Genomic DNA, 18,763 nt, shown 5'->3' on the forward strand with positions numbered 1-18,763 from the left:
AAGAGCACATTGACGCACGGGTCATTGATCATTCACAGCAGAGCAAGCTTGACTCAATATACTGAGGATCAAGACTCACTGAGGGATCAACATGTCTTTGCAGGCGCTTTATGCACAAATTTCCGAACAGGAATGGGTGGAATTTCCATCAGGATGGTTACAGGGGCGCACCCTGTATGGTGGTCTGGCTGCAGCAATGATGATGCAAAAAGCGGTTATTCAGATCAATGATCCGGCCAAACATCTGCTCAGTTGCAGCGTCACCTTTGTTGGGCCGATCCAACAGGCGAAAGTGCGACTGAGTGCTGAAATTTTGCGGGAAGGTAAGTCGGTCACTACCATCGAAGTACGTCTATGGCAAGACGAGGTAGTACAAAGTATTCTGATTGCCAGTTTTGGTATCTCGCGTGACTCGGAAATTCAGGTGCAGCAAGAAGAACAGGCACCTGACTATGCTGCACCAGAGCAGCTGTTGCAGATTCCTGCGGGTTATGGCCTGCCAGAATGTTATGACCATTTTGAAATCGCCTGGGCGGACGTCAATCTGCCTTGTAGTGCCAGCTCACGTCCGGACTTTGGCGGCTGGTGCCGTTTTCATCCTGAAAAGCATAGCAATCGTGAATTCCTGATCGCTGACCTGATGGCAATTTTCGACATCTGGCCACCTGGTGTACTGCCCATGTTTAAAAGTATGGCACCCGCGAGTAGTCTGACCTGGAGCGTGACCTATGTGCATCCGCTTCAGCATCAACTGCATGATTGGTTTAAATATAAAGTATTTACGGATCATGCTGCGGATGGTTATGCAACCGAGCATGCCTATCTCTGGGATGCAGAAAATCGCCTGATTGCGATGGCAAGACAAACAGTGACGGTGTTTGCCTAGTGACACTGACAGCCAATTCGTATAAAGTGAAGCCTATTAATGATGGATCAAACCTCTAAAAAAGTGTGCATTTTCATCGTACATGAGGGGAACAATTGGCGGTGTCTATGACTACAGGTCGTATCCTGAATATTCCAAATATCTTGACCTTGGCGCGTATCGCTCTTATTCCGGTATTTTTATTGGTGGCTTACTGGCCGCCTGCAATGGGCTTTGAAGCCAACCATTCCGACATGACACGGCATATTATTTTGACCACGATTTTTGTAGTGGCTGCTGTGACGGACTGGTTTGATGGCTATCTGGCTCGAACTTTAAACCAGACCTCTGCTTTTGGCCGTTTTCTCGATCCGGTCGCAGATAAATTGATGGTCGCAGCTGCGCTGATTGTATTGGTGCAATGGCAACCTTCAATGTCGATGGCTTTTGCTGCGATTGTGATTATTTCACGTGAAATTACTGTTTCAGCATTACGTGAATGGATGGCAGAACTGGGTGCACGAACCAATGTTGCAGTATCAACCGTGGGTAAGTACAAAACGGCTTTTCAGATGATTGCGATTACCGTGTTTTTGCTGAACTGGCCACCACTGGAAATGCTGGCCTATGCCTTGTTGTACACAGCAGTCATCCTGACTTTATGGTCGATGTTTATTTATCTGAAAGCGGCTTGGCCCTATTTGAAACAGCCTTAAGCAAAATTAAAAAAATAAGCTCCTTGAAAGGGGCTTTTTTTATGCTCCGAAATTATCAAAATTTGATAAATCACAGGCAAAAAAATACCCAGCCTTTGGGGGAAGAACTGGGATGAAATCGGGGTATTTGTTGCTTATTGTTATAGTTATTCAAAGATATCTCATCTTCTTAGAGCTCATTATAGAGAGACCATTTTACAAAATCATATGACTTCTTGTAGCAGATTGTTGTGTTTTGTGATCGGTCTGTATGTAGGATTTACAATCTATAATTTTGATACAAATATGAATGTTTTTCAGCAGGATAGTGGCTGACTATTGGCAGTGGGTAGGGTAGGTGAAAATGCTTTTTAATCTTTCAGCTTTTGTCTAAAAAGTACAGAATACCGGCCGCCGCCCAATCAAAACCCTGAATTCAAGACATCAATAACTTAGCTTGCTGCTGTTGCTCTGTTCTTGAAATTCGAAAGCGCTATTGGAAAGAAAGATTTATAATTTCAGAAATGAAAAAGAGCCTCAAAAAAGAGACTCTTTTAGATTAAAGCCTACGCGCAGTATAGCTGCTTGTCTTGCGTTCGGGTGGAGCAGTATTAGAGATACTAAAAAGGAGCCTTTTCAGACCCCTTTATCACATTCGAAACTACGCGCTTCGCTTGTCTTGAGTAATGTTTAGAGCAGCGCTCTAAACATTACTCAGGCTTTAGCCCTTCAGCTTTTTCCAAAGTTTCGTCATTGCTAAAGAACTTTTCACGTTGTTCTTCTAGAAACTTTTTCGCGTCCGGTTCAAATACGTTTAAACGCTTTTCATTAATCAGCGTAGTCTGGTGTTTGAGCCATTCCTGCCAAGCCTGTTTAGACACATGGTCAAACAGTTCCTGACCCTTGGGACCTGGGAAGGGTGCAAAGTCCAGGCCTTCCATTTCTTGTTGATACTTACGGCAAAATACTTGTCGAGACATATCAATACTCCGAATTTAAGCTAAAAAAGTTAAGCGTAAAGATTTTCTAAGCGAGTATAAGCACGGGCAATAGCAGCTTCGACTTGCGCAGGTGCAGTTCCACCAATATGGTTACGTGCATTCACAGATGCTTCAAGTGTTAACGCTTTTTCAAATACATCGGCCTGAATCAGGTCAGAGAACTGTTGAAGTTGCTCAAGTGTCAGCTCAGACAAATCTTTCGACTCTGCAACACCCAGTGCTACAGCTTTACCGACAATTTCGTGCGCATCACGGAATGCAACGCCATTTTTCACCAGGTAATCTGCCAGATCAGTCGCAGTAGAGAAACCACGTAGCGCTGCTTCGCGCATTTCAGCAATGTTTGGAACCAGTGCAGGAATCATGTCGGCAAATGCCATCAATGAACCACGTACCGTATCGATCGCATCAAACAAGGGTTCTTTGTCTTCCTGATTGTCTTTATTGTACGCCAGCGGCTGGCCTTTCATCAGGGTCAGCAGGCTCATCAGGTCGCCATAGACACGGCCGGTTTTACCACGTACCAGTTCAGGCACATCCGGGTTTTTCTTCTGTGGCATGATTGAAGAGCCCGTACAGAAACGATCCGGAATATTCACGAATTTGAACTGCGCTGAAGTCCATAGAATCAGTTCTTCGGACATACGAGACAAGTGCATCATAATTAACGATGCAGCGGCATTAAATTCAATTGCAAAGTCACGATCCGATACTGCGTCTAAAGAGTTTTCAGCAACGGCTTCAAAACCTAACAGCTCAGCGGTGTAAGCACGCTCAATCGGGTAGGTGGTTCCTGCAAGTGCAGCCGAACCCAGTGGCATACGGTTGACACGTTTACGGCAATCAATCAGACGCTCAGAGTCGCGTACCAGCATTTCAAACCAGGCCATTAAGTGGTGACCAAAAGTCACCGGCTGAGCGGTTTGTAAATGGGTGAAGCCCGGCATGATGGTATCGGTATTTTTAGCCGCCAAGCTTAAAATACCTTTTTGTAATTTTTCGAGTAATTTTAAAATCGCATCAATTTCATCACGTACATAAAGACGAATGTCAGTTGCGACCTGATCATTACGGCTACGGCCAGTGTGTAATTTCTTGCCTGTGATGCCAATACGTTGAGTCAGGCGCGACTCAATGTTCATGTGCACATCTTCTAGGTCAATGCGCCATTCGAACTTACCTGCTTCAATATCGGCTTGAATGGCAGTCAGACCTTCGATGATGTCATCGCGTTCCTGTGCCGTCAGTACGCCTACTTTGGCCAGCATGGTTGCATGGGCAATCGAGCCTGCAATATCCTGTTTATAAAAACGTTGGTCAAATTGAACAGATGCTGTAAATTCAGCAACAAAAGCATCAGTCGCTTCAGAGAAACGACCACCCCACATACCCGAAGTCTGGGCTTGTGATGGATTAGAGGAATTAGAAGATGTGGTCATGTCGGCTCAATCAGATTAAAAGCAGTAGAACGAAAAAGAGTATAACAAATTCAAAGCCTATTGCCGAAGTCACATCTGCTCAATCTTTCGCATCGATAAACAGGCAAACACAAAGTTCCTATTTTTTTAGCCAGATTGGCAATCTTCGCTATTTGCTGGAACTGTTTGTCGGCGGCAATATTCTGGCCATGATTCTAGCGCTCGCAGAAGCACAGTCGTGGCAAGCTTTAAATGCGATGCATCTGCTGCAATATATGCTGTATATCAACTGGGTACTGTTATGTTTTGCAGCACTGGTGGAATTATTCCATCAGGCCTTTCAGCATATGGGGATTAAGCTGGCGCTCATTTCCGGTTTTTTGCTACTACAGGCCATTGTGGTGCTGACCACCATCAGTCTGAATGTTGTGATACATTTTGGAATGAATTTTAATTTTCAGGGCTTAAACCTGGCAATTGCCCTGGATCAGGTCGGGTTGCATCTCAGTTTGGGTGTTTTGCTCGGTATGTTTTGTTTTCGCTATCTGTATTTGCGTGAACAATGGGAACAGCAACAGCATAGTGAACTGAATGCCCGGATTCAGGCCATGCAAGCGCGGATTCAACCGCATTTTCTGTTCAATAGTATGAACAGTGTGATTAGCCTGATCAGCATCGATCCAGATAAAGCCGAACAGATGCTGCTGAATCTGTCCCGCTTATTTCGTGCCAGTTTTCAGGAATTGAAACTGGTCAGTCTGCAAGAGGAAATTGATCTGTGCCAGCGCTATCTGGAGATTGAGCAGATCCGTTTGGGTGAACGCCTGCAAATCGAATGGAAGTTAGAAAACAAAGACTTATACTCACAAGTACAAATCCCATTATTAACTTTACAACCCTTGTTAGAAAATAGTATTTTCCATGGAGTTGAAAAAATTCTCACAAAGAGTACGATAAGCATATTGGTTGAAATATTGCAAAATCAAATTAATATCATCATTACTAACCCTTATACGCAGGATAATAAAACTTTAAAAAAGGGGCATGGTATTGCAATAGAAAATGTCAGACAGCGTCTGCAAGCTTATTACGGACCCAGTATGACCTTTCAAACCTTTGCCGGCGAAGGGATGTTTACGACGGTAGTGCGATATCAATATAAATAAAAATAAATCAAAGAAATCGCAGTTAGCTTTATCATGTATTTGATCATGTTAACTGGGTAAGGAGGAGCAATGGACATCCTGATTTGTGATGATGAGCCTTTGGCTGTCGAGCGATTATCACGTTTAGTCTCTCAGCTGGGGCATGATGTGGTGGCGACTGCAAGTCATGGTCGTCAAGCGATTGATCTGGCTCACCAATACGAACCCGATGTCATACTATTAGATATTCAAATGCCTGAAATGAATGGCCTTGCTTGTGCGCAGTATTTGCGTCAGCTGGACCCGATGCCGGCAATTATCTTTTGTACGGCCTATGACCAACATGCGCTGGATGCATTTAAATCAAATGCCGAAGGCTACTTGCTTAAACCCGTGATGCAACAGGAATTGGCACAGGTTTTGGAGCACTTAACTAAACTTACCCAAGCTCAGATGAGCCAACTAAAACAAAAAGAAAATATGGACGAAATCAATATCAGCCGCCAGCAGATTGCGGCAAAGACCTATCGTGGTGTCGAATTGGTGCCAGTTGAAAATATCTATTATTTTCTGGCGGATCAGAAATATGTCACTGTACGTCATAAAAACGGCAGTGTACTGATTGATGAAACCTTAAAGGAGCTAGAGCAGGAGTTTGGGAACCAGTTTATCCGTATTCATCGTAATGCCTTGATCTCGGTGAATTATCTGGATGGTCTGGAAGTGGTCAGTTCAGGTCAGTATCAGGTGCGTTGTCGTGAGCTGGACGACCGTTTAGCGGTCAGTCGGCGACATTTGCCATTTTTAAGGGATCGGATTCAAAAGCTATAGCAGGAATCAATGAGAGCATTCAGTTGAAACTTGTATAAATTCACTTGCATTTTAAAGTGAGCAGGTTAAGTTTAGACTATTGTTCTCATTTACTGTTATTGAAATTTATGAAGACCCTAAAAATTGCAACTCGACAAAGTCCACTTGCGCTTTGGCAAGCGGAACATATCCGTGCGCGCCTACAAGATTTGCACGCTGGTTTGCAGGTCGAGTTAGTCACTTTTGTTACACAGGGCGATAAAATCCTAGATACGCCGCTGGCCAAAATTGGTGGTAAAGGTCTATTTGTAAAAGAATTAGAAGCTGCTTTACTCGATGGCCGTGCCGATCTGGCCGTACATTCCATGAAGGATGTACCGATGGCATTGCCGGAAGGGCTGAGCCTTGCGGTGATCTGTGAGCGTGAAGATCCACTGGATGCCTTTGTCTCGAATACCTATGCCAGCTTTGATGAATTGCCACAGGGCGCCAAAGTGGGCACTTCCAGTTTGCGCCGTAAAACCCAGATTTTAAAACAGCGTCCTGATCTCGAAATCATTGATTTGCGCGGTAATGTCGGTACACGTTTGTCCAAGCTGGATGCCGGTCAGTATGATGCGATTATTCTGGCCAGTGCCGGTTTGAAACGTTTGGGACTGGCAGAACGAATTCGTCATACTCTGACTCCTGAAATCAGTCTACCGGCCGTAGGTCAAGGTGCACTGGGGCTGGAATGCCGTACCCATGATCAGGCGGTACTGGACTTGATTCAGCCATTATTACATGCAGAAACGGATGCCTGCGTGCGTGCTGAGCGTGCCTTTAATGCCTATCTGGAAGGCGGATGTCAGGTGCCGATTGCCGGCTATGCCACGCTCCAGAATGATGTGATTTCAATCGAAGGTCGCGTTGGCAGTGTTGATGGAACGGTTTTGCTGCGTGCACAGCACACTGGAAAAATTGCAGAAGCTGAACAGTTAGGGGTGGAATTGGCCAAAAATTTACTCGATCAAGGTGCAGGCGAGTTGCTGAAAGCACTTTATTCAAACTGATGTTACTGATTAATACCCGTCCGAGTGAGCGTGCTGCGGGTTTGACTCAGCAGTTACAGGCAGCGCAGATTTCTGTACTAGAATTGCCTTTGCTGGAATTGCATGCACAGCCTTATTCCGACGAGCTGTTACGCTTGTATCGCCAGCTGGATCAGGCCAAAATCATTGTGGTGGTCAGTCCGACTGCCGCCCAGATTGGCATGCAATATTTACAGCAAGCGGAAATTATCTTATCGCGCTTGGCAGATGTGCAATGGGTGGCGGTGGGTAAAGCCACTGAGCAGGCGCTGGCTGGTTATGGTATTCAAAGTCATGTGCCTGAACTTGAAACTTCGGAAGGCATGTTGCAATTACCCGTGTTAAGGCAACTGCCTGCTGGCTCAGCTGTGGCCTTCTGGCGCGGAGAAGGCGGCCGTCAATTTATGATGGATCATCTGCGCGCAAATAATATCAAAATTTTGAATTTTATTTTATATCGGCGGCAATGCCCCGCAAGCACAGCAATGATTTTGGCAGAAAACCTGGCATTGCTTGAGACGCAGCAGCGCTTTGCCGTGCTAATCAGCAGTGAAGCAAGCTGGTTAAACTGGCTGACATTAATGCAGGATAATTCGGATTTAATGCATCAGGCCCGTTATTTGGTTTTGGGGCCGCGTTTGGCCACTCTTCTTGGGGAATATCAACAACAGCATCAGGCAGGGTTTGAATTTGTGCAAATTGATGATTTAGAGGCGAATACGATCTTGCAAAAAATGAGACTGATACTAGGGAACGCATGAAGAAACTATTTATTGTATTTTTCATTTTGAGTGTGGTGTGGCTCATCAAACTCAGCTATGACCTTTATGTTCTCAATGCAGCGCAGACTGGACTTCATCAAGGTGTTAAACAGTTGCAGCAGCAAAATGCCAATCTCAATGATCAGTTTGTGGCATTAAAACGCCAGTTTACCGCCCAGCAGCAAAATGCAGGCACTCCCTCAGCTCAGGCAGCAGCTGCAGTGCTAACTGCTGACATGCAGAATGATATTGCTCTCGTACAACAGCAGCTGGATCTGATTGAATTTGCACTGCAACAGCAACAATATGCCACCGCCATTGAAAAACTAAACCACCTGCAGAATGAGTTGGATGAGTATGTTTTGGCGCCTGCCTTGGTCAGTAGTCTGCAGCAAGTAATTGCGAAAGATCAGGACATGCTGAAAAAATTCGTCAATAGTCGCTTGGTGCAGCAAAATAAATTAAAAGAAGTATTGATGCAGATGGATGCTGAAATTGAAAAAGAAATTCAGGCTCCGCATCTTCAAAGTTTGGAAACTCAACGCTCTTTCTGGCAGCGCTGGATTCAGATCGAAGCTGCAGAGCAGCCGAGTACCGTATTAATGCAACGGCATCTGGTATTGAAAGAAGCTCAGTTGCGCTTGCTCATTGCACAAAATACGTTGCAGCAAGATCAATCTGTCGCCTTTCAGCAAGCGTTGAATGCGGTGATTGATGTCTTGGAGCAATTACCGGATGCACGTAGTCAGTACTGGATTCAGCAGTTGCATCAAATCAAGGCCACACCGGTCACTCCAACGCCTTTATTAAATACACGCACCTTAGTTGGCTAATTGCTTATGAAACAGATTTTGCTGGCCTATTTATTTATCTGCCTACTGGGTATAGCGGGGCTGAGCATCCTGAGTTATGGGCATGGGGCCGGCTATGTCTATTTATATTGGCGTGAGTGGCAGTTACAAACCACATTGTGGTTTTTGGCGGCCTCACTGGTCACGTTCAGTTTTTTGATCCATTGCCTCTGGTACGCGATCAAACAGTATCGCAGCCGTGAACAGCGTAAAAATGAAACCGTATTTAGTTTTGCCCATTTACATCCTTATGAACAACTGGCTGTAATCTGGTTATTAAATGCAGCTCAGGATCAACGGGATTTTATTCAGCAGTCTTTTAGCAAGTCGGGCTTACTCAAACATATTATTGATGCACGATTATCTTGGGGGCAACAGCAATATACAGATGCCTTGACTGCTTTAAATCAGTCTAACCCGATGGCATTTGAGTTGGCAGAATTGCAGCGAATTGAAATTTATTTATCGCAACAGCACGGTGAGCAAGCACTGACTCATTTAGAATTTTTAAATCAGCATGAATTATCACCATGGTTAATACAGGTGAAACCAGCCTATGAACAGCGACTCACCACATTATGGGGTGTATTTGCCCTACAGTTTCCCTGGTTATATTTACGCTCGACTAAATATGGACATTTAGAACAAGAAGTAAAAAAAATATGGCTTGAACAATTATTATTGGCCTATGATCAAGCCACACAAGATGATTTAATTTATTTACAACAGCGTTATTTAGATTTAAAAAAGCAAGTATTTGATCGTGACTATACAGTCAAGTTATTATGGTTGAAATTATTATTCAGAATACCTGAAATGAGTGCCGAACATGAAACAATGGCAATTCATTTATTAGAGCAACAATTTAATCAGGACGTATTTTATTTGTGGTTTCAACAGCAATTGTTACGGCAGAACCCGGATTATGATCATATTGCACAGCAGATTTCGCATTGGGAAACCAAGTATCCGGCATTACCGATTTTGAGTTTTGCAAAATGGCATGTGTTACAGGCCACTGGTTATACAGAGGAAGCCCAGCATTTGCTTGACTTATATCCTGATGATATTCGTATGAGTTATTTGAGAATTAAAGCGGCCTTACAAGACCGTGAAGACTTGCTCCAGCAGTTAAATGCAGTATTTGAGTCCAATGTAAACTTTATCGAAATTAAGATTTGAGAATCATCATGTCAGAATTACAACAATATCCAGTGGTTTATGTACAGAGCGTGGCATGGGGAGATATGGATGCATTGGGCCATGTGAATAATGCCATGTATTATCGTTATATAGAAAATGCACGTCTGGCTTATCTGGATGCATTGGATTTACTGAATGAATCGGTCTCTACGGTGGTCTCTTCAAATCAGTGCCGTTATTTAAAACCGGTGGTTTTTCCAGATCATTTAAAAATTGCAGCACGTATTGAAGAGATCCGAAATAGTGCATTCCGCATGCATTATTTATTATGGAGTGAAAAACAGCAAAGTATAGTGGCAACTTCGGAAGCGGTTATTGTTTGTATTGATCAAAAAACCCTGCAGAAAACTCAAATTCCAGAACATATCCGAAAGAAAATCGAAGCACTTGAATTAACAGCCGGACATGAAATCTAAAAAATGAATTGATTATTTAATTTTGTCATTATTTTTAAACTTTATTGTTATTGGTTTAAATATTTATATTGAATGTTTTATTTAATATAAATATGATGGGGTATTATTTAACAAAACAAATAATATTATTTAATCGGAGAGCATTATGCCAGATATTACTCATTTATCAGTAGAAGAGTTAAAGCGTTTACAAGCCGAAGCAGAATCACTGATTGCTTCAAAAAAAGACCAAGAGATCGAAGATGCTTATCAGCAAATCTTGGCCGTTGCTGACAAAGTAGGTATGACGGTTGAACAGTTACTTGAATTTGGCGCGTCTAAACGCAAGAAATCATCACGTAAATCGGTAGAGCCACGTTATCGTAGCAAAAGCAACCCAGATGATACCTGGACGGGTCGTGGCAAGCAGCCGCGCTGGTTGGTGGCAGAGCTGGACAAAGGTGCCAAGCTTGAAGATTTCTTGATCTAAGCCTCGATTTGATCTCGTCATTAGGCTGTCATACAGACAGTCTAAGATTGCTGAACCAAGCATGATTGCTTGGTTTTTTTATATCTATGAATTGGCGTTGGGAAAAAAGTGTGCATAATGTGTCTGTATAAGGAAAACATTATAAATGGGGATTTAGACTTGAGATATTGGTCGTGGTGGGATGAGCAATAAACCTAAAACTTTAAGATGGTTCATCCTTGCTCTTGTGGCGTTTTTTGTCTTTGTGATCCTGCAAGTGCCAGCTGCCTGGTTGATTTCAAAATTTTATAAAAATAATCAGGCCTTGCACAATGTAAACGGGAATATCTGGCAGGGCAGTGCTGACTGGAAAAAAGGTAATTTGCGGGGCAGCCTGAACTGGAAAGTACGGCCATTGGACTTGCTGTTGCTGCGAGTTGGGGCAGATGTTGAATTGCATAGCGGCAATACTCAGCTTTCAGGGGTCATGGGCTATGGGCTGAATAAAGCCTTGATCGTCAAAAATCTTGAGGGTCAGCTCGCGCCGGAAACCTTAAAAAAAGTGGCAGACTGGCAATGGCCAGCGACTGCTATTCAGTTTAAAGAGGTGGATTTTAAATATAAACAGGAACAAGGCTTCAGTCAGGTGACCGGGCAAATGCAATGGGCGGGTGGTGAGCTGATTTATAGCTTTGCCCAGCGTCAGGAACGTATGAATGTACCGGCCATGACCGGACAACTGGCAGATGAGAGCGGACAGCTCTTACTCGACGTTCGGGATAACCGAGAGCAACGTATGCTGAATATCAAGCTTGATCCCAGTCTGATGCTCGATATCCAGCTTACCCAGCGCTTTTTAATGAATGCACCCTCCTATGAAGGTAAAGCTGGCCTGGATACTTATGTGATTAGTACCCGCCAACCCCTAATGGGAGGCTTGAACTAATGGCCATTTCTCTTGGCGATCTAAAAAATATCGATCTTAAACAGGCCAATCGTGTTGCGCCTGTCGTGTTGCTGTTGTTGATTCTATATTTATGCTGGAAACTGGCGGCCATGTTCTGGTTGCTGATTGCGCCACCTCAAGCTATGCAGCTGGATCGGGTAGAACTGGGTTCACAACAGGCGCAAATCCCCAATATCAGTGCATTTTCGCTGTTTCAGGAAAGTGGACAAACAGCAGCAGGAGCAGAAGCTGCCAATATTCTTTTGCAAGGCGTGGTGGTTGCCAGTCCAAGCTATAACTCTTCTGCGGTGCTGAAAGTCAATGATCAGGTGGATCGTTATCGCGTTGGAGAAATGCTGGGCAACAGTGGTTTTGAGCTGGCTGAGGTCTATTGGGATCGGGTCATTCTGCGCAGAGCAACCGGTGCCACTCAGGAAGTGTTATTCAAGGGTCTGGAAAATGGCTTGAATCAGCCGATCGTGCCGGAAACTCCAGCATCTAATACGATGCCTGCTCCATCTTCGGCTATGAATAGCGCAGCTGAAGCACAAAATCTGCCTTCAGCTCAAAATGAAATCGGTCGGGCAATCCAGCAGATGCAGGAAAACAAGGATCAGTATTTACATAATATGGGGGTCAGCGCGTCGGATGGGGGCTTTGAAATCACTTCCCGGACGCCGGCTGCACTGCGTAATCGACTCGGTTTAAGACCGGGGGACCGGATTTTATCTTTAAACGGTCAGACGCTGTCGCAGGGGCAAACCGAGGCGCAATTACTGGAACAGGCTCGACGTGAAGGTCAGGTCAAACTCGAAATAAAACGTGGTGATCAGACGATGACCATACAACAAGATTTGAAGTGATGTGTCATCACGCATAGGGTTAGGAAACACAAAAGTTTATGGCTTTATTTAATAATAATCGATCAGCATGGGCATGCTGTGTGGCCGCCCCGCTCGTAGCAATGATCAGTACGGCGGGTTATGCGCAAACCTGGAAAATCAACCTGCGGGATGCTGACCTCACCGCATTCATTAATGAAGTGGCTGACATTACCGGCAAGAACTTCGCAGTCGATCCGCGGGTGCGTGGTAATGTTACCGTTATTTCCAATAAAGCACTGAATAAAAATGAAGTCTATGACCTGTTTTTAGGTGTGCTCAATGTCAATGGTGTGGTGGCGATTCCTTCGGGCAATACCATCAAGCTGATACCGGACAGCAATGTCAAAAGCTCGGGCATTCCCTATGATGCCAGAAGCCGTGCCAGTGGTGACCAGATCGTGACTCGGGTATTGTGGCTGGAAAATACCAATCCGAATGATCTGATTCCAGCACTGCGCCCTTTGATGCCGCAATTTGCCCATCTGGCAGCAGTGCCGGGCACCAATGCACTGATCGTGTCGGATCGGGCCAATAATATTTATCAGCTGGAAACCATCATTCGTAATCTGGATGGCACCGGTCAAAATGATATGGAAGCGGTCAGTCTGCAATCGAGTCAGGCCGAGGAAATGATCGAGCTGATCGAGTCCATGACAGCCACGGGTGCAGCCAAAGATGTGCGTGGTTCGCGGGTACGTGTCATCGCAGATACCCGCACCAATCGGATTATCATTAAAGGTGATCCGACGACGCGTAAGCGGCTGCGTCAAATGATTGAAACCCTGGATGTGCCGGCGGCAGACCGTCTGGGCGGCTTGAAAGTCTTTCGTTTGAAATATGCCAGTGCCAAGAATCTGGCAGAGATCTTGCAGGGACTGGTGACAGGGCAGGCGGTGAACAGTAGTTCAAATTCCACTGGCACGTCTTCGGGTTCATCTTCCCTGAGTTCGAATAACAGTTTAAACAATAACAACAGTAGCAACACCAGCGGAAATAATACTTCCTCCGCTATTCAGTTGAATACCGGCATGAACGCCGAGCAGGGTGGAATTAGCAGCTTTAGCGCAAACGGGGTGAGTATTATTGCCGATGCCACGCAAAACTCTTTGGTGGTTAAGGCCGATCCGCAATTGATGCGGGAAATCGAATCAGCAATTAATCAGCTGGATATTCGCCGTCAACAGGTACTGATTGAAGCTGCCATTATCGAAGTAGAAGGTACAGATGCCGATCAGCTTGGGGTGCAATGGGCCTTGGGAGATATCAGTAGCGGTATTGGGCTGATTAACTTTGATAATTTTGGTACCAGTCTAAAAAATGTGGCAGCCGGCTATCTCACCGGCGGTGGTGCAGGTGCTGCAAGTACCGTGGGAGCTGGGACTTCGTTGGTGCTCGGCGATTATCGTGAAGGCAGTGATGGTTCACGCCGTCTGTATGGTGCGCTGATTCAGGCCTTAAAAGAAAGCACCAAGTCCAATCTGTTGTCTACGCCATCCATTGTGACTATGGACAACGAAGAAGCCTATATTGTGGTCGGTGAAAACGTACCCTTTGTGACAGGTTCGGTTTCAACTGGCGCTGCTGGGGTGGCCAATCCCTATACCACGATTGAACGTAAAGATGTCGGGGTCACTTTAAAAGTGGTGCCGCATATTGGTGAAGATGGTACGGTGCGTCTGGAAGTGGAGCAGGAAGTATCTGCTGTTAATCGGGATCGTGGACAAGCGCAGGATCTGGTAACCAGCAAGCGTGCGATTAAAACTTCGATTCTGGCCGAAAATGGGCAAACCATTGTGCTGGGTGGTCTGATTTCGGATAACACCAGTTATGGCCGTCAGGCAGTTCCGGGTCTGGGCGCAATCCCTGGTCTTGGGCGTTTATTCCGTTCTGAAGGTAAATCTAATCAGAAACGTAATCTGCTGATCTTCATCCATCCAACGATTGTGGGTGATAAAAATGAGGTCAGTAAACTGACCCAGCAACGTTATAGCCAACTGTATAGTCTGCAACTGGCCCTGGATGCTGATGGTAATTTTGCCAAGCTGCCGGAACAGGTCGGTGATGTCTATCAACAGCGTATTCCGGTTTCGAAAACACCTTTACAAAATTCGTCTTATCAAACTGTGCCGACGGCTCCAGTGCCGACTCAGTCAGCTGCTGTGGTAGTCACGCCTGTCGCGATTGAGCCTGTGTTGCAGTCACAACCCGGACAACACGTCGAAAAGCGTAAAAATACCGTGACCACCACAACACTTAGACCGAAAAGCTAAGTGATGTAGCATGAACAAACAGCATGTTATGATAATGTCAAAGAGAAAAGAGAAGTAAATTCATGACTTGGAAAATACACGCGATTACAGGTGACTTGACAGGGCAAGAGATTAGCATTGACCGTGATATGCTGGTGGGACGTCATCAGGCCGCAGACATTGTGTTGCAGGCCGCAGAGATCTCGCGCAAACATGCTGCTTTCTTGCTCAAAGATGATGCGCTCTGGGTACAGGACTTAGGATCATCGAATGGCACTTTCGTCAATGATGTGCAGATTGCACAGGAAACGTTATTAAAACAGGATGATATCGTTCAGTTTGCCAGTCTGAAATTTTCCGTGCTGGCGCCTGTGGCTGCGGTAGAGGTTCCAGCAGAAATAGAAGTCACAGCAGAAAAAGTCGTGGCACAGGTTGAAGTGACTGAACCAACGCCGGCACAGCAAATGAATGATCAGGGTATACCGGAACTGAAACAGCGAGATGCCTCAGTCCAGCTGACCCGAGATGGCATGCCAACCCATGTCGGGATTCCAAAACCAGCGCCGATTCCTGAAGGTGTCGATCTTGCTGCAGTGAAACCAGAACCTACACCAATGCCGGTTGAGCAGCCTGTGTCACGGGTAGAGCAGGAAAAAGAAACCCAGAAAAATGTGTCTGTTGGTTTGATTTCAGTGATTGTATTGATTATTTTGGCAATTATGGCTTGGGTAATGTTCAAATAAGCCGATGATTGGTTACAATCAAGGCATGCACAGCGCATGCCTTTTTTGTGGCTGCGAATAATATAAAAGAGGGTCGGGATGTCTATTGCACAATTAGAACAACGTGAACTGATCTTGTTTGATCTGGATGGTACTTTGGTTGATTCGGCGCATGACCTGTATCGTGCCATGAATATGAGCCTGAATGTGTTGCAATTGCCTTTGGTCACGGAAGAGCAGGTTCGTACCTGGGTGGGCAAGGGCACCTCGATATTTTGTGAAAGTGTATTGCTACATCTGGTTGGTGAAGTCACACCCGCACAGCATCAGGAGCTGCTGAATACTTTTCTGGATATTTATAATGTCGATCCTTGTGTCGACACCGTTCCATTTCCCGGGATTCTGAAGTTTCTCGACTGGGCCAAAGCGCAGGGCAAAACCCTGATCTGCGTCACCAATAAGCCGGAGCTTCCTGCTTGTGCTATTTTAGAGACATTGGATATGGCACATTATTTTGCCGAGACCATTGGTGGCGACCGTTTTAGCGAGCGTAAACCGCATCCGCGTCAATTATTGCACTGTGTCGAACAGTATGGTGTAAGTAAAGAACAGGTATTATTGATCGGGGATTCTTCCAATGATGTGGAGGCTGCGCGTCGCGCCGGGATTGATTGTATTGTGGTGAGCTACGGCTATAATCATGGTGAAAATATAGCAGACTGTCATCCTCAAGAAATTGTAGATGATCTACGTGAATTGCTTGCTTAATTAGGGTGTTAGGAAAATAAAATGAATAGTGATCAGGTTTTTCGATGGCGTCGCTCAGTTCAAGTCTATTTATACACTGAGTAAACCCAATTTAAAGAGAAAAACCGCATGACCACACAAGCACAATTCCAGCAACTTGCTGCACAAGGCTATAACCTGATTCCAGTGTACCGTCAGCGTCTGGCCGATACGGATACCCCACTTTCTATTTTCGCGCGTCTTAAGCAGTATCAGCAGGCTTATCTGTTTGAATCTGTCGAAGGTGGAGAAAACTGGGCACGCTATTCGATTATTGGGCTGGGCGAATCTACGGTATTTTCCTGTAATGCCGGTGAACTGACGGTACAGCATGCGGACGGCTCGATTGAAAAGCAGCACTGTGCAGATCCTTTTCACTATATTCGTGACTTTCAGGCTCAGTTTAAAGTGCCGACCCAACAGGACTTACCTGCATTGCCAAGCTTCACTGGCGGTCTGGTGGGCTACTTTGGTTATGATGCCGTGCGTTATATTGAACCCAAACTCAAAAATGTGCCTGAAGCAGATCCGGTTGGCTTGCCTGATATCTGGATGATGTTGTCTAAAACTGTCATTGTCTTTGACAATTTAAAAGATACCTTATTTCTGATTGTGCATGTCGATGCAGCTGACCCGATTGCTTATGAAAAAGCACATGAACAATTAAATGAATTAGAAAATATTCTGGCAACACCGATTAGCCTGAAAGCTGAAAAACATAGTCCACCACATTTTGAATCTCTAACCGGACATGACAACTTTATTGCCTCGGTTGAAAAGGTCAAAGAATATATTCGTGCCGGCGATGTGATGCAGGTGGTGCCAGGGCATCGCATGGTGTCAGATTTCGATGGTGATCCTTTGCAGGTCTATCGTGCGCTACGTCATCTGAATCCTTCGCCGTATCTGTTTCTGGTACAAGGGCAAACCTTGGAAAACAATACACCGTTCCATATTGTCGGTTCTTCACCAGAAATTTTATCGCGTTTGGAAAATGGCATTGCCACAGTGCGTCCTTTAGCAGGCACACGACCACGTGGCAAAACCAAGGAAGAAGATCTGGCCCTTGAGCAAGACTTGCTCTCTGATGAAAAAGAAATTGCCGAACATGTCATGCTGATTGACTTGGGTCGCAATGACGTCGGACGCATTGCAAAAATTGGTAAAGTTCAAGTGACTGATCAAATGGTGATCGAACGTTATTCGCATGTCATGCATATTGTCTCGAATGTACAGGGTGAAGTGCGTGATGATGTCGATGCCTTGGATGTTTTTAAGGCAACTTTCCCTGCCGGTACGCTTTCAGGTGCACCAAAAATTCGTGCCATGGAAATTATTGACGAAGTTGAGCCGGTAAAACGCGGAATTTTTGGAGGCGCTGTCGGTTATTTAGGCTGGCACGGCGAAATGGACATGTCGATTGCGATTCGTACCTGTGTGATCCGTGAAAATAAAGTCTATGTTCAGGCCGGAGCAGGACTGGTTGCCGACTCAAATCCCGAATCTGAATGGAATGAAACCCAAATAAAAGCTCGCGCAGTGATCAAAGCGGTTGAATTATCATCAAATGGTTTGATTTTATGAGTTTTTGAGGTTTTTTTTGAAAAAAACACTTGCATGGTTTGTGAGTTTTGCTAAACTGCACACCGTTCCGATACGAAACGTACGAAACACTAAGAAACGCCGGCATAGCTCAGTTGGTAGAGCAACTGACTTGTAATCAGTAGGTCCACAGTTCGAATCCGTGTGCCGGCACCATCTTAGAGAGTTTCAAAGGTTGAGTAAAGAACAGCACTGATGTAAGTGTAAAATGGTGAGGTTCCCGAGCGGTCAAAGGGGGCGGACTGTAACTCCGCTACGAAAGTTTCGAAGGTTCGAATCCTTCCCTCACCACCAATTTTAATACTTCAATAAGTGGTTTGTACCAACATCGTGCGGGAGTAGCTCAGTTGGTAGAGCGGTAGCCTTCCAAGCTGCATGTCGCGAGTTCGACCCTCGTCTCCCGCTCCATTGAAGTGCTAATATTTGCTCTTATAGCTCAGTGGTAGAGCACTCCCTTGGTAAGGGAGAGGTCTCGAGTTCAAATCTCGATAAGAGCTCCAGATTACAGTTTAGCAATTTTTATTGCACAATATTCCAGAAGCAGGCTATTTAGTCTGCTTTTCAAGTATTTGGTATTTGGTTTTTTAAAACGACATGTCGGAACTGGGTTTTACTCAGAATTGTGTTCGACGTAAACGAGGAGTATTAACATGGCTAAGGCTAAGTTTGAACGTAATAAGCCACACGTTAACGTGGGCACAATTGGTCACGTCGACCATGGTAAAACAACTTTAACAGCTGCGATTGCAACTGTATGTGCGAAGAAATTCGGTGGCGAAGCGCGTGATTACGCTGCAATCGACTCTGCACCAGAAGAAAAAGCACGTGGTATTACAATTAATACTTCACACGTAGAATACGATTCTCCAACTCGTCACTACGCTCACGTAG

Annotated in this window: 19 protein-coding genes and 4 tRNA genes; 21 read left to right on the plus strand and 2 right to left on the minus strand. The window is 45.1% G+C overall.

The window, feature by feature from the left end:
- Window positions 1-91 precede the first annotated feature (91 nt).
- Together FTU95_RS07240 and pgsA are read left to right on the plus strand one after the other, a co-directional pair.
- Window positions 92-886: a thioesterase family protein gene (locus FTU95_RS07240; protein WP_005095227.1), complete on the plus strand. Its 795-nt coding sequence runs from the start codon at window positions 92-94 to the stop codon at window positions 884-886.
- A 107-nt stretch (window positions 887-993) separates the two neighbouring features.
- Window positions 994-1,581 carry a CDP-diacylglycerol--glycerol-3-phosphate 3-phosphatidyltransferase gene (pgsA, locus tag FTU95_RS07245; protein WP_005095228.1) on the plus strand — a complete coding sequence of 196 codons (588 nt, stop codon included), beginning with the start codon at window positions 994-996 and terminating at the stop codon, window positions 1,579-1,581.
- Window positions 1,582-2,270: 689 nt separating this feature from the next.
- Here pgsA and FTU95_RS07250 read toward each other — a convergent pair.
- Together FTU95_RS07250 and argH are read right to left on the minus strand one after the other, a co-directional pair.
- Window positions 2,271-2,540 carry an oxidative damage protection protein gene (locus FTU95_RS07250; RefSeq protein ID WP_005095230.1) on the minus strand — a complete coding sequence of 90 codons (270 nt, stop codon included), beginning with the start codon at window positions 2,538-2,540 and terminating at the stop codon, window positions 2,271-2,273.
- Between the two features lie 29 nt (window positions 2,541-2,569).
- Window positions 2,570-4,000 (minus strand): argininosuccinate lyase, encoded by a 1,431-nt coding sequence (argH, locus tag FTU95_RS07255; protein ID WP_171294103.1) that lies wholly within the window; start codon window positions 3,998-4,000, stop codon window positions 2,570-2,572.
- On the opposite strand from argH, the gene FTU95_RS07260 reads away from it, so the two are divergent.
- From FTU95_RS07260 to FTU95_RS07350, 19 genes are all read left to right on the plus strand, one after another.
- A complete protein-coding gene (locus FTU95_RS07260; RefSeq protein ID WP_159138353.1) occupies window positions 3,991-5,145 on the plus strand; it encodes a sensor histidine kinase in 1,155 nt (384 codons plus the stop codon). The two genes, argH and FTU95_RS07260, sit on opposite strands and share 10 nt — an antisense overlap.
- Window positions 5,146-5,214: 69 nt before the next feature.
- On the plus strand, window positions 5,215-5,955 hold the full coding sequence (locus tag FTU95_RS07265) for a LytTR family DNA-binding domain-containing protein (protein WP_005095238.1): 741 nt from the start codon (window positions 5,215-5,217) through the stop codon (window positions 5,953-5,955).
- Window positions 5,956-6,062: 107 nt separating this feature from the next.
- Complete coding sequence (gene hemC / locus FTU95_RS07270; RefSeq protein ID WP_005095241.1) at window positions 6,063-6,986, plus strand: hydroxymethylbilane synthase; 924 nt, start codon at window positions 6,063-6,065, stop codon at window positions 6,984-6,986.
- Complete coding sequence (locus tag FTU95_RS07275; RefSeq protein WP_180050161.1) at window positions 6,986-7,765, plus strand: uroporphyrinogen-III synthase; 780 nt, start codon at window positions 6,986-6,988, stop codon at window positions 7,763-7,765. Before hemC ends, FTU95_RS07275 begins: the two co-directional genes overlap by 1 nt.
- Complete coding sequence (locus FTU95_RS07280; RefSeq protein ID WP_179999623.1) at window positions 7,762-8,598, plus strand: hypothetical protein; 837 nt, start codon at window positions 7,762-7,764, stop codon at window positions 8,596-8,598. Before FTU95_RS07275 ends, FTU95_RS07280 begins: the two co-directional genes overlap by 4 nt.
- 6 nt (window positions 8,599-8,604) lie before the next feature.
- Window positions 8,605-9,798: a hypothetical protein gene (locus FTU95_RS07285; protein WP_100354889.1), complete on the plus strand. Its 1,194-nt coding sequence runs from the start codon at window positions 8,605-8,607 to the stop codon at window positions 9,796-9,798.
- 8 nt (window positions 9,799-9,806) lie between these two features.
- A complete protein-coding gene (locus FTU95_RS07290; protein WP_180078024.1) occupies window positions 9,807-10,235 on the plus strand; it encodes a thioesterase family protein in 429 nt (142 codons plus the stop codon).
- A 142-nt stretch (window positions 10,236-10,377) separates the two neighbouring features.
- Entirely contained in the window at window positions 10,378-10,704 is a 327-nt protein-coding gene (locus tag FTU95_RS07295; protein WP_167381258.1) for an H-NS family nucleoid-associated regulatory protein, read from the plus strand.
- Window positions 10,705-10,885: 181 nt separating this feature from the next.
- Entirely contained in the window at window positions 10,886-11,629 is a 744-nt protein-coding gene (gene gspN, locus FTU95_RS07300; RefSeq protein WP_005095254.1) for a type II secretion system protein N, read from the plus strand.
- Window positions 11,629-12,492, plus strand: a complete 864-nt coding sequence (locus FTU95_RS07305) for a type II secretion system protein N (protein ID WP_180078026.1) — start codon at window positions 11,629-11,631, stop codon at window positions 12,490-12,492. Before gspN ends, FTU95_RS07305 begins: the two co-directional genes overlap by 1 nt.
- 38 nt (window positions 12,493-12,530) lie before the next feature.
- Complete coding sequence (gspD, locus tag FTU95_RS07310; protein ID WP_180078028.1) at window positions 12,531-14,783, plus strand: type II secretion system secretin GspD; 2,253 nt, start codon at window positions 12,531-12,533, stop codon at window positions 14,781-14,783.
- Window positions 14,784-14,845: 62 nt separating this feature from the next.
- Window positions 14,846-15,505, plus strand: a complete 660-nt coding sequence (locus FTU95_RS07315) for an FHA domain-containing protein (protein WP_180078030.1) — start codon at window positions 14,846-14,848, stop codon at window positions 15,503-15,505.
- 78 nt (window positions 15,506-15,583) lie between these two features.
- The gene (gene gph, locus FTU95_RS07320) at window positions 15,584-16,252 is read left to right on the plus strand and encodes a phosphoglycolate phosphatase (RefSeq protein WP_005095262.1); all 669 of its coding nucleotides are present in this window, start codon (window positions 15,584-15,586) and stop codon (window positions 16,250-16,252) included.
- Window positions 16,253-16,360: 108 nt separating this feature from the next.
- A complete protein-coding gene (gene trpE / locus FTU95_RS07325) occupies window positions 16,361-17,854 on the plus strand; it encodes an anthranilate synthase component I (protein ID WP_180078032.1) in 1,494 nt (497 codons plus the stop codon).
- 98 nt (window positions 17,855-17,952) lie between these two features.
- Window positions 17,953-18,028, plus strand: a tRNA-Thr gene (locus FTU95_RS07330).
- A gap of 54 nt (window positions 18,029-18,082) precedes the next feature.
- Window positions 18,083-18,166: transfer RNA gene (locus FTU95_RS07335), tRNA-Tyr, on the plus strand.
- Between the two features lie 38 nt (window positions 18,167-18,204).
- Window positions 18,205-18,280 (plus strand) — tRNA-Gly (locus FTU95_RS07340).
- A 17-nt stretch (window positions 18,281-18,297) separates the two neighbouring features.
- A tRNA-Thr gene (locus tag FTU95_RS07345) sits at window positions 18,298-18,372 on the plus strand.
- 150 nt (window positions 18,373-18,522) lie between these two features.
- Window positions 18,523-18,763: GTP-binding protein (locus FTU95_RS07350; protein WP_257220114.1), on the plus strand; the 241-nt coding region annotated here is incomplete at its 3' end.

The sequence above is a fragment of the Acinetobacter sp. YH12208 genome, assembly GCF_013418055.1.
In the GTDB taxonomy this organism is placed as follows: Bacteria; Pseudomonadota; Gammaproteobacteria; order Pseudomonadales; family Moraxellaceae; genus Acinetobacter; species Acinetobacter pseudolwoffii.